The sequence below is a fragment of the Blautia sp. MCC283 genome (assembly GCF_018785565.1).
GTDB lineage: Bacteria > Bacillota > Clostridia > Lachnospirales > Lachnospiraceae > Blautia_A.
The window spans coordinates 39,260-55,147 of the sequence record NZ_WQQB01000045.1 but is presented as its reverse complement, the minus strand read 5'-3'; the positions used below and the strand labels follow the sequence as shown (position 1 = coordinate 55,147).

Genomic DNA, 15,888 nt, shown 5'->3' with positions numbered 1-15,888 from the left:
GATCAGGTACATGGAACGGCAGTGGCCGTTTTTAGGAAAGGAGAATTATTATGGAATTAGGTGAAGGACTGAAGAAAATCTTATTAGTAGGAATTGGTACAGCAGCAGTAACAGCAGAGAAATCCAAGGAGATCCTGGACGAGCTGGTTAAAAAAGGCGAGCTTACTGTTGAGCAGGGTAAGGTTCTTAATCAGGAACTGAAACACAACATCAAATCAACAGTTAAGACAGCCGCTGATTCTGTAAAAGAATCTGCAGCCAGAAAGAACGATCAGGAAGAGCTGAAAGCAACGATTTCCAAACTGACACCGGAGCAGCTGGCAGCTGTGAAAGCACAGATCGAGAGCATGCAGGCTGAGGCAGCAAAAGAGAAAGAAGAGGCTTCTGAGGCAGCAGAAGAACCGGTTGAGGAGGCTGCACCGGAAGCTCCTGTGGAGGCAGAAACGGTAACAGAAGAAGCCGGGAGCGAAGAGCCGGCAGCAGAGTAATAAGAAATATCATAAAGAAAGCAGTAAATGGAGAAGTTTATGGGCGGAGAAGAACAGGAGAAGAAAGAGAACAGCGGATATGGAGAACGGCTGAGAGAGATCACAGCTGTTCTGAAAAAGCATGCCATTACCCGGGGTGTTTCGCCTGAGAAGCTCCGGCTCATACTGGAAGATCTGGGCCCAACTTATATTAAGTTGGGTCAGATTATGTCCCTGCGTTCCGATATTCTTCCCAAGAGATACTGTGATGAGCTGATGAAACTCTGCTCGGATGTACCACCCATGCCATTTTCCCAGGTCATCGAGGTTCTGGAGGAATCCATGGGGTGTCCGTGGCAGGAAGAATTTCAGCATATTGAGCAGAAACCGCTGGGTGCTGCTTCAATTGCCCAGGTTCACCGCGCTACGCTGAAAACCGGAGAAGAAGTTGTGATCAAGGTTCAGCGTAAGGGAATCTATGAAACCATGGCAAGGGATATCGGCCTGATGCATAAGGCTGTGCGTCTGATGCCGCCGGTAAGCATCAAGGGTATGGTGGACTTGAACATGGTTTTAAGCGAGCTGTGGACAGTGACCCAGGAGGAGATGAATTTCCTGACAGAAGCTGCCAACATGGCGGAATTTGCCAAGAAGAATAAAGATGTGGCTTTTGTTAAAGTGCCAATTCTTTACCGAGAGTATATTTCTCCTCATATTCTGGTGATGGAATATATTGACGGTTTTGCCATCAATGACAAAGCCAATCTTCTAGCCAATGGCTATGACCTTAATGAGATTGGAACGAAATATGTGGATAATTTCATCAAACAGGTCATGGAGGATGGATTTTTCCATGCGGATCCCCATCCGGGAAATGTGCGGATCCAGGAAGGAAAGATTGTCTGGATCGATATGGGAATGATGGGACGGCTCACAGAGCATGACCGTCAGCTGATTGGAGAAGCCATTGAAGGGGTTGCCATGAACAACATCGGCAAGATCCAGGATGCGGTTCTGGCTCTTGGTGAGTTTAAGGGCAAACCGGATTCCAGTAAGCTTTATGAAGATATCCGGGGACTGATGGAGAAATATGGTACTGCGGATATGGGAAATATTGATGTGGCGGAAGTCATGGTGGATCTGATGGAGGTCATGAAGGAAAACAAGATCATGATGCCTCATGGACTGACCATGCTTGCAAGAGGACTGACCCATGTGGAGGGGGTTCTTGCTGAGATCTGTCCGGATATCAATATGACACAGATTGCCGCAGCAAGGATCAAGGAGCAGTTTTTCAGTAATGGGAACTGGAAGCATGAGATCAAAAAAGGTGGCAAAAATCTTGTCTGGTCCCTTCGGCGTGCCATTGATATTCCGTCTCTGGCAGCGGATTTCCTTCAGGGCTGCATGAAAGGGCAGACGAAGATCAATCTGGATCTTCATGCTTCAGATGACCTGGCATGGCTTTTGCGGCGGCTGGTGCGCAACATTGTGATGGGGCTGTGGGTGATGGCGCTTCTGATCAGTTCCAGTATCATCTGTACTACGGATATGAAACCGAAGTTGTGGGGGATTCCGGCTTTGGGGGCCTTTGGGTATGTGTTTGCGTTTATTATTGTTTTGTATGTTTTTCTTAAGCATTTCTTTTCCAGAAAGTGAAAGACGGAGATCATTTGCATTGGGTACGGATGCAGGTTGAGCGGCCGTCTTTTTTTGTTCCCGGAAGAGATGTTCCGGATGTTTGGATGCGGATTTTTTGGGGTGGATTCTTCTGGTGGGCAGTTGAGAAATGGTGAAGTATTGTCTGGTTATGCGTTAATGATTCCGCTGTAGGTTTTTCGGAATTCTTTCGGGGTGTAGCCGGTGCCCTGGCGGAAGTAGTTGCAGAAGGATGGGGCGTCCCGGAACCCGCAGGAAAGGGCTGCTTCTGTGATGGTGCAGGTTGAGGAACAGAGGAGCTGGGTTGCCATCTGGAGGCGGTGTTTCAGGAGATATTGTTTTGGGGAGATATTTTCGTGTTCCATGAAGATCCGGTAGAGGTAGGAACGGTCGATTCCTACGTAGCGTGCCACGTCTGAGATCTGGATGGGGTAGGCGTAATTGTTTTTGATGTATTCAGAAGCTTTCTGAAAGTAGAGGGTTGCGATGTCGGTTCTGCTTTCAGAGGGCTTTTTTTGCACGGAGGATAGCATTAGGAGGAGGTTTCCGGCGATGGCGAGGTCGTTTCCGTTGTTTTCGGAGAAGGTGGCAAGGAGGTTTGTCATGCGGGTGAGGAGGTTGTTTTGCTGGGCTGGGGTTTCGGGGGTAAAGATGAGGGTGTCGGAAAATATGGTCTGCTCCAGGATTTCTTTGCAGGCGGAGCCGTCAAAGCCTGCCCAGGCATAACTCCAGGGGTCGGTGTTGTCGGCGCGGTAGTAGATGGAGTCCATGGGGCGGATGAGGAAGGCGTCGCCGGCTTTTAGATGGTAGGTGTGGCCGCCGCACTGGTAGATGCCTTTGCCGTGGTAGATTACGTGGAGAAGGTAGTGGGGGCGCATGGCCGGGCCAAAGGAGTGGCCGGGGCCGCAGTCTTCCTGGCCGCAGAAGTAGACGGAGAGGGTGTGCTGGGTTTGGGGTTCTTGGTGTGTGTTTTTCATTTGGGTGGGCCTCCTGGTTTCTTGGGGTATGCAACAAAAACGCAATTTTGGGTCACAAAATGGGGTGGGATGTTGTATGAGGTGATTATACAATATTGGGGTGAGAAGGACAAGGATGGGGAGGACGGATATACGGGCTGGTATTTCCAGGAGGTAGGGATAGAGTGAGGGGATGGATATACGGATATACGGACGCCATCAAGACGTGTGCTGTCCGGCGCGGGGCTTCGTCGGGGGCTGTCTTCTAGGCTGCCGAAAATTTGCTAAAAGCGTTTTCCAAAAGTTCGAACTCGCTGCGCTCAGACAGCGAACTTTTGAAAAACAACGCAGATTCCCGCCAGCCAAGAAGCAGCACCCCTCCTGCAGAGCCGCGCCAGCCAGCACACGTCTTGCTGGCTGGTATTTCCAACCGGAAGGGAGATGTGGCTGTACGGAAGGGAAATCCGATAGGATGATGTGAGTGACTGGATAAAAGGGGGATCAGATGGTCTGGTATGAGTGGTTGAAGTGGAAATCTGGTTCAGGGTGAGATGTAGAGTGGTTTCCCGTAAGTTGGATGAGTCATCAGCGCTGCGCTGGATGACCGGGACGAAAGGCTGAGTTTCCCTGTGGTCTGACGGGAGATGTTGGGTCGAGGTGCTGCGCTTTCGACTTGGGTGTAAATCGGCGTAACGTTACATTGCCAGCACCGTAGAATCCATCGCCCCACCAGTACATATTCACATTTCCACAACATACAACAACTGCGTGCCCGGAAAGGGGGAGCGCGAGGGGGAAAAGCGGGCTTCGCTAACTCTGAGTGCTTTCCCCCTCGCATTTCCTCAGCTTTGAAAAGCGAAAAAAATAAATTAATAAAGAAAAAATAACATCAACATTTAACCAAAACTGCGGAGCAGTTATTTGGTTATGAGCAAGTAGCGAAGCGGATTGCGAATATCCGCTTGACTAAAAAATCTCAACATATAAATAAGAACTATAAATTCACATGTAGAAAGGAGCTTCAACATGAAAACAACCATGTTAAAAAACGAATTCTGGTACGGCGGCGCAGTCTACGAAGGCTACCGCCAGCCCGTAGGCGCAGACGACATTGTGGACTGGGATTTCCGCGAAAACCCAACCCACAATCAGATCATGCCATTATTCCTTTCCTCGAAAGGCCGTTACATCTGGAGCAACGCAGGTTTTCATATCTCTTTTCAAAAAGGTGAGATCCTGGCGGAAGGTCCGGAATCTATCGTTCTGGAAAACGGCTTCAATGATCTGAGAGGTGCATACCTGGCAGCCATGAAAGCGCATTTTCCATTTCATGAGATCAAACTTTCAGACAGATTTTTCAAAGCACCGGTATATAATTCCTGGATTGAACTTACCTATTATCAGACCCAGGAGAATATCCTGAAATATGCAAAAGGTATTCTGGAAAATGGTTTTCCATCAGGTGTTCTGATGATCGATGATGGCTGGTCTCCTTATTATGGAAGGTGGCAGTTCAGGGGAGATAATTTCAAGGATGCGAAGGCGATGATCAAAGAATTGCATGAGATGGGCTTTTCTGTGATGTTGTGGATCTGTCCGTTTGTTACTCCGGATACGCTGGAGTTCCGGAAGGCCAGGGATAAGCATTTTCTGATTGAGACTCCGGAGGGGAAACCTCGTATCCTGGAGTGGTGGAACGGGTATTCTGCGGCTCTGGATCTGACGAATCCGGATGCTTTGAAGTGGCTGAAGGATCAGCTGGATGTTCTGATGGATATGGGTGTGGATGGTTTTAAACTGGATGCTGGGGATCCGTGTTATTATCATGCCGGGGATAAGCTGTTCCGGGATGCTTCTACGGATGAGTTGTCCAGGCTTTGGGCTGAGTTTGGGGAACAGTTTGTGTTTAATGAGCTGAGGGTATGTTTCCGGGCCGGTGGTTATTCTCTGATGCAGAGGCTTTGTGATAAGCAGACGAAGTGGGATGAGAGCGGTATTGCGGGATTGATTCCGGATACGTTGATACAGGGGCTTACGGGACATCCTTTTGGCAGCCCGGATATGATCGGCGGTGGTGAGTATACCTGTTTTTTGAATGGAAATGAGAATGCGTGTACGCCGGAGATGTTTGTGCGGTATGCGCAGATTGCGGCTTTGATGCCGGTGATGCAGTTTTCGGCTTCTCCTTGGAGGGTGCTGCCTGAGGCGGATTTTCAGAAGGTTAAGGATGCACTGGCTCTCAGAGAGAAGTGTCTGCCGGAGATTTTGAAGGCTGTAGAGTGTGCGAAAGTTACTGGTGAGCCGATCGTTCGTTCCATGGAGTTTGTTTTCCCTGGACAGGGGATGGAGAGGGTGATGGATCAGTTTATGGTTGGCGAGGATTTGCTGGTGGCGCCTGTTTGGAAGCAGGGGGAGGTTGCCAGAAGTGTGCGTTTGCCTGAGGGGCAGTGGAGGTGTGTTGGCCTTGGTGAGACTGAGGGTGATGTGCTGAATGGTGGCCGGGATGTGATTCTTGGTGAGAATGAGGGATTGGTTGTTTTGAAAAGAGTGTAGATGAAATGGACGCCCGCAAGGTGTATGCTGTCTGTCGCCGGGGGCTGGTCGGAAGGGGAATCAGATGGGGAGAAGTGGTGGGGTGTGAATTCGGTTCAGAGTGAGAAGCAGAGTGGTTTCCCGGGAGTTGGATGGGGCATCAGCGCTGCGCTGGATGACTGGGGCGAAAGGCGGAGTTTCCCTGTGGCCTGACGGTAGAGATTAGGTCGAGGCGCTTCATTTTCGACTTGGAGGTGAGGTGGTGTGGCGTAACATTATCAGTGCTGTAGCATCGTAGTAGCATAGACCGTTTCAGCGTAACATTATCAGCATCATAGTAGCATAGATCGGCTCAACATAACATCACCAACACCTTAGAATTCATCGCCCCACCAGTACATACACACATCCCCACAACGAACAACAACTGCGTGCCCGGAAAGGGGGAGCGCGAGGGGGAAAAGCGGGCTTCGCTAACTCCGAGTGCTTTCCCCCTCGCATTTCCTCAGCTTTGAAAAGCAAAAAATTATATTAAAAAACCAAAAAAACAATTTTCTCCGCTTTTATCACAAAAGCGTAACATTCTCCTCCGGAGGAAGCAGCTTCTTAAAAAATCGATACAACAGCATCGAATTTATAAAAGCTACAAGTCCAAATCCAAAGAAAAACCAGCAGCATGCATACAGTGGCTGCAGTTTCACGTCAAGATAAGTCATATACAGCGGAAAGATCGTGATCACTGCCATGGCAACAGTTGTAGGAAAATGCATAAACGCCAGCAGAAACGCATTCCTGCAAAGCGCTCCTAAGCTATTGGCAAAGGTTGCGATCACCGGGAATATGTATAGGGAAAAGATAACCAGCAGGGTCAGCACTCCAATCGTAAGATAAAAGAGCATATTTGCAGCACTTCCGTTTGCATGAAGCAGGAAACGAAGGTTCAGCACAAGTATGATTCCTGCCACAAGGATCAGCAGCCACACGATCAGGGATTGTTTGAAATTCTCCTTGAAGGCCCGGAAAAAAGTCCTGGTCGTTCCATTGTTATTTCCCTTTACGGTACGCATCATACAATGATAAAGTGCAGTCAGTGCCGGTCCGATAGTGATCACTGGGATGCTGCATAAAATAAAGAGAAGATTGGCGATCACGATGTCTCCCAGCTTGTTGAGGAATACATGAACAACATTATCTTCATTTAAAAGATTCATAACAAAATCCTCCTTAATATAGAATACGAAAAACGTCCAATACAGACAATCTTAGCACAGACACTGATTGCATGTAAAGAGAATGTGTGGAACGCTTTGCAGGACTGTGAAAAAAACATGGAATTTTGCGTGCACATGTAAAAATCGGCGCACGCATAGAAAAATGTGTGTTAACAAAAAGTTCATTTTTGCAAAAAAAAGCATTTTCGACCATTTTGGTTGTTAAAAATATATAAAAACGAACATGTAAAAATGTTGGTTTTGCTACAAAGAAAGAAAAACGTATCAAAACATGCTCGAAAATAGTGATAAATATGAAAATATATCAAAAAAATAAAAGCACATAGGGAAAAATGACGGATATTTAACAAACTATGAATAGAAAATGGACAAAATAAATAAAAAACAACATTTTTCCATATTGAAATGACAATAATCCATTTATCATTTTTCCATGTGCAATTATAATAATATCAACGGTCAGAGACGTGGAAAAATATAAAAACTGACCAAAGAAAGAGGGAAAATAAGAAAGATTTAAAAGGAGGAAGAAGTTATGAATTTCAAAAGAGTAGCAGCATTATTGTTAGCAGGTGCCATGGTAATGACAGCAGTTCCGGTATATGCCAAGGGCGACGATGTTACACTTTCCGTATCCATCTGGGACACCAACCAGGAGCCGGGAATCAAAGAAATTCTCGCAGACTTCACAGAGAAGACAGGAATCAAGACAGAGATCTCCGTTGTTAAATGGGATGAGTACTGGACAATGCTCGAGGCCGGTGCACAGGGTGGTTCCCTTCCGGACGTATTCTGGATGCACTCCAACGAGAGTCAGAGATACATGTCCAACGATATGCTTCTTGATCTGACCGATAAGATCAAAGACAGCGATCTGATCGATCCGGAGAACTATCCGGAGGATATCTGGGGACTGTATACATACGATGATAAATATTATGCAGTACCGAAGGATATAGATACAATCGCTCTCTGGTACAACAAGACATTATTTGACGAGGCAGGACTTGATTATCCGACAGCTGACTGGACATGGGATGATGTTACAGAGGCAGCTAAGAAGCTTACTAAGGATGATGGTTCCCAGTACGGTCTCGGAATGAGAAATGATAACAACCAGGCCGGATACTACAACCTGATCTATGATAACGGCGGATACATCATCAGCGATGACAAGACAAAATCCGGCTGGGATGATGAGAAGACGATCGCAGCTATGCAGACACTGGAAGGATGGATCAAGGATGGCGTGATCCCGTCTCTTGAGACAATGTCCGAGAACAACGAGGACGTACTTTTCGAGGCTGGCAAGATCGCTATGACATGCCAGGGTTCCTGGATGCTTGCAGCATTTAAAGAGAACGAGTACACAGCAGCTAACTGTGATTGTGTAGAGCTTCCTAAAAACGCTGAGACAGGCAGAAGAGCTTCCTCATATAACGGACTTGGATGGGCAGCATCTGCTTCCGGTGAGCACACAGACGAAGCTTGGCAGCTGATCGAGTACCTCGGATCCAAAGAGGCTCAGGAGAAACAGGCTGAGCTTGGTGTTACAATGAGTGCATACAAAGATACATCTGATGCATGGGCTAAATCCGCAGACTTCAACCTTCAGGCTTATCTGAACATGATGGATGACATGGAGATCCGTCCATACTCCAAATCTACTGTAACATGGGAGAACGAGGACAACGAGATCCTTAAAGGCGTATACACAGGCGACATCACAATGGAAGAGGCTTGCAAGCAGATGGCTGATCAGATGAACGAGAAGCTGGCTGAGGAGTAAGCATTAAGAAACACCGATAATTAAGTGCAGTAATGAGAGGGGCCGCCGCACTCAGGTGCAGCGGCCTCATACATAGAAGGAATAGAAGGAGTGATTCTTATGGCTAAAACTACCAAGTCACAGGCACGGACAAAGAGAGAGCGCAGTGAGTTCCTCTGGGGCTGGCTGTTTATTCTCCCAACAACAATCGGACTGATCGTATTGAACATCATTCCGATCTTCCAGACTATTTACCAGAGCTTTTTCAAGACAGGAGATTTTGGTAAAGGAAATATCTTTATCGGTTTACAGAACTACCAGAAGGTTTTTGCAGATAAAGAGATCTGGCAGGCACTGATCAACACATTCAAATATGCGATCGTGGAGGTCCCTTTTTCCATTGTCATCGCACTTGTTCTTGCAGTACTTCTTAACAGAAAGATGAAGGGCCGTTCTGTTTACAGAACCATCATCTTCCTTCCGATGGTAGCAGCTCCGGCAGCGGTAGCCATGGTATGGAGATGGCTGTTCAACTCTGATTATGGTCTTATCAATAACGTTTTCCATGTTCATGTAAACTGGGTTTCTGATCCGAAAATTGCAGTATTTTCCGTTGCGATCATCGGTGTATGGTCTATCATCGGTTACAATATGGTTCTTTTTCTGGCAGGACTTCAGGAAATTCCGAGAGATTATTATGAAGCGGCAGAGATTGACGGAGCTACAGGTGTGAATGCATTCTTCAGCATTACGATTCCGCTTCTGTCGCCAACTATTTTCTTTGTACTTGTTACCCGTGTAATTGGATCCCTGCAGGTATTCGACCTGATCTATATGGTTATTGACAAGTCAAACCCGGCACTTACCAAGACTCAGTCACTGGTTTATCTGTTCTATAAATATGCATTTATCAATAAGAACATGGGATACGGCGCTACGATCGTAGTAGTACTTCTTATTATCACCATGATCCTGACAGTATTCCAGATGATCGGTCAGAAGAAATGGGTATTCTACAACTAAAAAGGGGGATTAACCATGGATAGTATGGAAACAAAAAAGAAATTAACCACTATTTTAATACATGTCATACTGATCATTGTGTCCATAACGATGCTTGTGCCATTTATCTGGATGATCCTGACAGCTTTTAAAACTGTAACGGAAGCAACATCTGTAGATCCTTTCACCATTTTCCCGAAAATATGGAGAAAAGACGCATTTATTTCTGTTATCAATAACATGAACTTCCTGCTTCTGTACAAGAATACACTGCTTCTGATCTTCTTCCGAGTAGTGTGTGCGGTTCTTACAGCAACTATGGCAGGCTATGCATTTGGACGACTGAACTTCAAGGGCCGTGATCTCTGCTTCAGTCTTGTACTGTTCCAGATGATGGTTCCGGTACAGATCTTCATCATCCCGCAGTACCTGATGGTCAGCAAGATGGGTATGCTGAATACGATCTTTGCCCTTGTATTCCCGGGTATTGTCACTGCGTTCGGTACCTTCCTTCTGAGACAGGGATACATGGGACTGCCGAAGGATCTGGAGGAGGCTGCCAGACTTGATGGATGTAACATCGGTCAGACCTTCCTTTACATCATGGCACCACTTACAAGATCCAGTATGGTTGCACTTGGAATTTTCACAGCTGTATTCGCATTCAAAGATCTGATGTGGCCGATGATCGTTAATACAGATAAGGATATGCTGGTACTTTCTTCCGCACTTGCAAAGATGCAGGGCCAGTACGTATCCAAATTCCCGGAATTGATGGCTGCATCTCTGATCGCCTGCATTCCGATGATCGTGCTCTACATGATCTTCCAGAAACAGTTTATCGAAGGTATTGCTACCAGCGGTGGAAAACTGTAATCAGAAATATTACATAAGGTAATACAAGACCGCTGACAATGTATATAACTGAGGATTTGGTTATTGAGATTGTCAGCGGTATTTTTATCGAAGCAAATGCCAAAATGCACAGTTATTTGATGATTCTTAAGGAAAGAGGCGGATATTTTTATCCGCAGTAAACGAAAAAAGGAGAAAATTATGCCGATCAAATTTCACGAGGGATCAAAGACATTCCACATTTATAACAAACATTTAAGCTACATCACCTGTATCATGGAAAATGGCCAGATGGAGAATCTGTACTATGGAAAAGCTATCCGCGATAAAGAGGATTTCAGTTATCTTCACGAGGAGATCATGCGTTCCCTGATGGCTGTATGCGTTCCGGAACCGGGACTTCTTTCCATGCAGTATACCAAACAGGAGTATCCTGTTTACGGAACCGGTGATTTCAGAAGCCCCGCTCTTACTGTTCGTCAGGAGAACGGAAGCGAGATCGTAGATTTCAAATATGTTTCTCATGAGATTTACGGCGGCAAGAAGAAGCTTGCCGGTCTTCCGGCAACCTACACAGAGAACGAGGAAGAGGCAACATCTCTGGACATTACACTTCATGATCCTGTGATGGACACAGACCTTGTTCTTACATATTCCGTATATGAGGATTATCCGGTGGTCACCAGAAGCGCACGCCTTGTTCAGAAAGGGGATCAGAAGATCCGTCTTGAGAATGTGATGAGTGTAGCAGTGGAGTTCCCGGATATGGATTATGAGATGATCCATCTTTCCGGTGCGTGGGCACGTGAGCGCTATGTAAAAACACGCAAACTTGAGATGGGTACACAGGCTGTACAGAGTCTTGCAGGAACCGGCTCCAGCTCTGAGCAGAATCCGTTTATCGCGCTGAAGCGTCCTCATACAACAGAAGATACAGGCGAGGTTTTCGGCTTCAGCTTTGTGTACAGCGGCAACTTCCTTGCACAGGTCGAGGTTTCCACCTACGAGATGACACGAGTTATGATGGGAATCAATCCACAGGGATTTTCCTGGGAGCTTTCCAGAGATGAGGAATTCCAGACTCCGGAGGTCGTTATGGTATACAGCGATAAGGGCTTAAACGGAATGAGCCAGGCTTACCACAGACTGTACCGTGACCGCCTGATGCGCGGAAAATGGAGAAATCATGCACGTCCGATCCTTCTTAATAACTGGGAGGCAACCTATTTTGATTTTGATGAGGAAAAAATCCTTAATATTGCAAAAAAAGCCAAAGAGGTTGGGGTAGAGCTTTTCGTTCTGGATGACGGATGGTTCGGAACCAGAAACGATGATTACCAGGGCCTTGGCGACTGGTCCGTAAATAAGAATAAGCTTCCAAACGGAATTTCCGGACTTTCCCGTAAAATCGAGGAGATGGGCCTGAAATTTGGTCTCTGGGTAGAGCTTGAGATGGTAAACAAGAACAGCGACTGCTACAGAGCACATCCGGACTGGCTCATCGGAGCACCGGATCGTTTTGAGTCCCACTCAAGACATCAGCACGTTCTTGATTTTTCCAGATCTGAGGTTGTGGATTTTATTTATGATTCCATCTCCAAGGTTATCGAGGAATCTTCCATTTCCTACATTAAATGGGATATGAACCGCTACATGTCCGAGCCTTTCAGCCGCGGCGCATCTGCAGCAGATCAGGGCAAGACTATGCATAAATATATCCTTGGTGTATATGAGCTGTATACAAGACTGACAGAGAGATTCCCTGACATTCTCTTTGAATCCTGCGCAAGCGGCGGAGCAAGATTTGATCCAGGAATGCTGTACTTTGCACCGCAGACATGGACCAGTGATGATACCGATGCAGCAGAGAGAGAAAAAATCCAGTACGGTACCTCCTTTGTTTATCCGATCGTCAGCATGGGATCTCATGTATCAGCAGTACCGAATCATCAGCTGCACCGTACCACACCGCTTTCCACAAGAGCAAATGTGGCATATTTCGGAACCTTTGGCTATGAGCTGGATCTGAACCTTTTAAGTGCCAAAGAGATCGAAGAGGTAAAGGCACAGGTGGAATTCATGAAGGAACATCGTGACCTGATCCAGGTGGAGGGTGATTTCTACCGTATCTTAAGCCCGTTCGAAGGAAATGATACTGCATGGATGGTTGTTTCCAGAGACAAAAAACAGGCAGTTGCCGGATACTATGAAAGACTGAACAAGGTCAATGCTTCCTGGATGCGTTTGCGCTTCAAGGGTCTTGACGAGGATCAGCTTTACAAAGTAAAATGGGAAGATAAGTGCCTGAAAGCTTACGGAAATGAGCTGATGTATGCAGGAATCCCGGTTGATCGTGACTACTGCAATAAGACAAACGGTGATTTCCATTCTGTATTGTATACAATTGAAGCAGAGGACTGATTTCTGTAAATGATGGAATAAAAATTATCTGCAGAAAAAACATTCGCCTGACCAGAAAAATAACAGGCCGCCGGATATGGCGGCCTGTTATTGGGTGGCGAAGCAGCTCACAGGCAGAAACATAATATATGACATCAGGGAGGTGACAAGTTGCTTCATACAGTTGGTTTTACAAGCTCGGACAGCTTTAAATGTCTGGAGAATTTAAAGAAAGGTGCGGTGGATCTCTGTCTTACTTATTGTGGATGGGAAAAATGCGATCCGGGACATCGATTTGGACCAAATAACAGGATCTCTCATGTACTTCATATCGTGGAATCCGGAAGCGGAGTTTTTGAGATGGATGGCCATCAGTATCATCTGACAGGTGGAGAAGCATTTCTGATCCCATCCAGTGTGGAGGCCTGGTATGAGGCAGACATGGACAATCCCTGGACATATCGCTGGGTAGGATTTGAGGGAATGACTGCGGAGGAAGTGATCCATGTAAGCGGCTTCAGCCGGGAAAATCCGGTCCGAAGGATCCACTGCATGGAAAATGCTGCAAAATATATTGATGCAATGGTCCAGACCAACAAGCTCGTTTTTGAAAATGAGCTGAAACGGAACGGACTTCTGCTGCTTCTTTTTTCTGACCTGATCACAGATAACCGGGATGCATGTCTGAGAGAAGGCAAGCTTCTTCCATCCCACAGATATCCCAATTCCGTTTATGTGGAGCAGGCAGTGGATTACATTGCAGCCAACTTTGACAAGCGTCTGAAGATCAATGAGCTGGCAGACCGCATTGGTGTCAACCGGAGCTATCTTACCAGCTCGTTTAAAAAAAGCCTCGGATGCTCGCCGCAGGAATATCTTATGAATCTTCGCATCGAGAAGGCAAAGACTCTTCTGAAAAACGGAGATATTCAGGTCAGTGAAGTAGCTGCAAAAGTAGGGTATGGAGATCCGCTGGCTTTTTCCAAGGTATTCAAGGCAAGAACAGGAAGAAGTCCGAGAGAATACAAGGAAGAAAAGAGAAAACTTGTAGTGAAGGGGAAAAAAGGGGATTATACGGAATCTGAGGACTGATTCTGTGATATATTTCACGAAGAAAAAAACTCTCTGTCTGTGCCAGAATATATAAAATTCTGGTATCGGGCAGAGAGTTTTTTATGTCATAAGAAATGTTATAGAAAATTACTTCCAGGTATCTCATGCAACAAAACAACAATTATTAACATCAAAGTACATATTTTAAACAAGTTTCTGGTAGTATGATAAGATCACAAAGAAAACGAAGCGGGACTGCACCGCAGAAATAGCAGAAAATCAGGAATTTTAAAGAAAAATATAACAATTCCGGATAAGAGATCCAACAAAGAAAGCAGGAGGAAACGAACATGATCAAAATTACATTCATGGGAGCTGGAAGCACGGTTTTCGCAAGAAATGTACTTGGCGACTGTATGTGCACACCGGCACTTCGCGAGAGCGAGATCGCACTTTATGATATCGACGAGAAGAGACTGGAGGATTCCAGGATTATCTTAAGTGCCATCAACCACAACGTAAATGAGGATCGCGCAGTGATCAAAACATATCTCGGTGCTGAGAACCGTAAAGATGCACTTCGTGATGCAGACTTCGTAGTCAATGCTATTCAGGTAGGCGGCTATGAGCCATGCACAGTAACAGACTTTGAGATCCCGAAGAAATACGGCATCAAACAGACTATCGCAGATACCCTGGGAATTGGTGGTATCATGCGTGCACTTCGTACCATTCCGGTTCTGGAAGAGTTCGCACGGGATATGGAAGAGGTCTGCCCGAACACTCTGTTCCTGAACTACTCCAACCCTATGGCAATGCTCACCGGCTATATGCAGCGTTTCACAAAGATCCGCACCGTAGGTCTCTGCCACAGCGTTCAGGTCTGCTCCCAGAAACTTCTTGAGGGAATGGGAATGGAAGACAAGCTTGAGGGACGTACCGAGCTGATCGCAGGTATCAACCACATGGCATGGCTTCTTGAGATCCATGACAAAGACGGAAACGACCTGTACCCGGAGATCCGCAGAATCGCCGAGGAGAAGAATACCTCCGGCGAGAAGCATGAGGATATGGTACGTTACGAGTACATCCGTCATCTTGGATACTACTGCACAGAGTCCAGTGAGCACAATGCAGAGTATAATCCGTTCTTCATTAAATCCAAATATCCGGAGATGATCGAGGAGTTCAATATTCCGCTTGACGAATATCCGAGAAGATGTATCAAACAGATCGAGGGCTGGGAAAAAGAGCGCGAGGATATCCTCAAGGATGGCAAGATCGGCCATGAGAGAAGTAAAGAGTATGCTTCTTATATCATGGAGGCTGTTGTTACAAACACACCGTACAAGATCGGTGGAAATGTTCTTAACAACGGTTACATTGACAACCTTCCGCCGGATGCCTGCGTAGAGGTTCCATGCTATATCGACGGAACTGGTGTACATCCGGTAAAAGTCGGCAAGCTTCCTACACAGCTGGCAGCTATGAACTCATCCAATGTCAGCCCGCAGCTCCTTGCTATTGAGGCAGCAGTGACCAAAGATCGCCAGAAGATCTATCAGGCAGCCATGATGGACCCACATACAGGTGCAGAGTTGAACATCAAAGACATCCAGGCTATGTGCGATGAGCTGATCGAGGCACATGGGGATTATATGAAGATGTACCGCTAAATATAAGGTACATCAGGGGACTGGAGAATAGTTTTAACAAATATGGAGAAGGCGTTTTTTCTGAACAAAGACAGCAAGGCGGAGCAAAAGGCCCGCTTTACGATAAGGCAGAAACGTTGAGATAAAAAAGCAGTATATACAGGCCGGAACACCAAATTGGGGAAGGTGTTCCGGCCTTTTTTATATGGAACTTTTGTTAAATAATAAAAAACAACTTGTTCGTATGTATATACAAGTTATAAAATGATTACAGATGAAAATATAAATGTCCGTTTTACATCCGATGTT

At 46.2% G+C, this 15,888-nt stretch carries 12 protein-coding genes; 10 read left to right on the top strand and 2 right to left on the bottom strand.

The genetic code is table 11. From position 1 onward, the window contains the following. The first annotated feature begins 50 nt into the window (after positions 1 to 50). Together GPK81_RS12900 and GPK81_RS12895 are read left to right on the top strand one after the other, a co-directional pair. Positions 51 to 488, top strand: coding sequence for a hypothetical protein (locus tag GPK81_RS12900; RefSeq protein WP_180214433.1), 438 nt, complete (start codon positions 51 to 53; stop codon positions 486 to 488). A 39-nt stretch (positions 489 to 527) separates the two neighbouring features. After that, entirely contained in the window at positions 528 to 2,126 is a 1,599-nt protein-coding gene (locus GPK81_RS12895; RefSeq protein WP_021976907.1) for an ABC1 kinase family protein, read from the top strand. Between the two features lie 149 nt (positions 2,127 to 2,275). On the opposite strand, the gene GPK81_RS12890 is transcribed toward GPK81_RS12895, so the two are convergent. Next, positions 2,276 to 3,103 carry an AraC family transcriptional regulator gene (locus tag GPK81_RS12890; RefSeq protein ID WP_174095929.1) on the bottom strand — a complete coding sequence of 276 codons (828 nt, stop codon included), beginning with the start codon at positions 3,101 to 3,103 and terminating at the stop codon, positions 2,276 to 2,278. Positions 3,104 to 4,108: 1,005 nt separating this feature from the next. Here GPK81_RS12890 and GPK81_RS12885 point away from each other — a divergent pair. Beyond that, positions 4,109 to 5,635: a glycoside hydrolase family 31 protein gene (locus GPK81_RS12885; RefSeq protein WP_174095931.1), complete on the top strand. Its 1,527-nt coding sequence runs from the start codon at positions 4,109 to 4,111 to the stop codon at positions 5,633 to 5,635. Beyond that, positions 5,636 to 5,827, top strand: coding sequence for a hypothetical protein (locus GPK81_RS12880; RefSeq protein ID WP_174088210.1), 192 nt, complete (start codon positions 5,636 to 5,638; stop codon positions 5,825 to 5,827). 353 nt (positions 5,828 to 6,180) lie between these two features. Here the strand turns inward: GPK81_RS12880 and GPK81_RS12875 are convergent, their stop codons facing one another. Continuing rightward, positions 6,181 to 6,825 (bottom strand): YesL family protein, encoded by a 645-nt coding sequence (locus GPK81_RS12875; protein WP_148448712.1) that lies wholly within the window; start codon positions 6,823 to 6,825, stop codon positions 6,181 to 6,183. Between the two features lie 556 nt (positions 6,826 to 7,381). On the opposite strand from GPK81_RS12875, the gene GPK81_RS12870 reads away from it, so the two are divergent. The 6 genes from GPK81_RS12870 to GPK81_RS12845 all read left to right on the top strand — a co-directional run bounded on the left by GPK81_RS12870 (position 7,382) and on the right by GPK81_RS12845 (position 15,600). Further along, positions 7,382 to 8,635 (top strand): ABC transporter substrate-binding protein, encoded by a 1,254-nt coding sequence (locus GPK81_RS12870; RefSeq protein ID WP_021650446.1) that lies wholly within the window; start codon positions 7,382 to 7,384, stop codon positions 8,633 to 8,635. Positions 8,636 to 8,734: 99 nt separating this feature from the next. Further along, positions 8,735 to 9,637, top strand: coding sequence for a carbohydrate ABC transporter permease (locus GPK81_RS12865; protein ID WP_015526053.1), 903 nt, complete (start codon positions 8,735 to 8,737; stop codon positions 9,635 to 9,637). 15 nt (positions 9,638 to 9,652) lie between these two features. Then, entirely contained in the window at positions 9,653 to 10,492 is an 840-nt protein-coding gene (locus GPK81_RS12860) for a carbohydrate ABC transporter permease (RefSeq protein WP_015526052.1), read from the top strand. A 180-nt stretch (positions 10,493 to 10,672) separates the two neighbouring features. Further along, positions 10,673 to 12,892, top strand: a complete 2,220-nt coding sequence (locus tag GPK81_RS12855; RefSeq protein WP_215707179.1) for an alpha-galactosidase — start codon at positions 10,673 to 10,675, stop codon at positions 12,890 to 12,892. Between the two features lie 150 nt (positions 12,893 to 13,042). After that, positions 13,043 to 13,963, top strand: coding sequence for an AraC family transcriptional regulator (locus GPK81_RS12850; RefSeq protein ID WP_021976649.1), 921 nt, complete (start codon positions 13,043 to 13,045; stop codon positions 13,961 to 13,963). 311 nt (positions 13,964 to 14,274) lie between these two features. Continuing rightward, entirely contained in the window at positions 14,275 to 15,600 is a 1,326-nt protein-coding gene (locus GPK81_RS12845) for an alpha-glucosidase/alpha-galactosidase (RefSeq protein ID WP_118062740.1), read from the top strand. Positions 15,601 to 15,888: the final 288 nt, after the last annotated feature.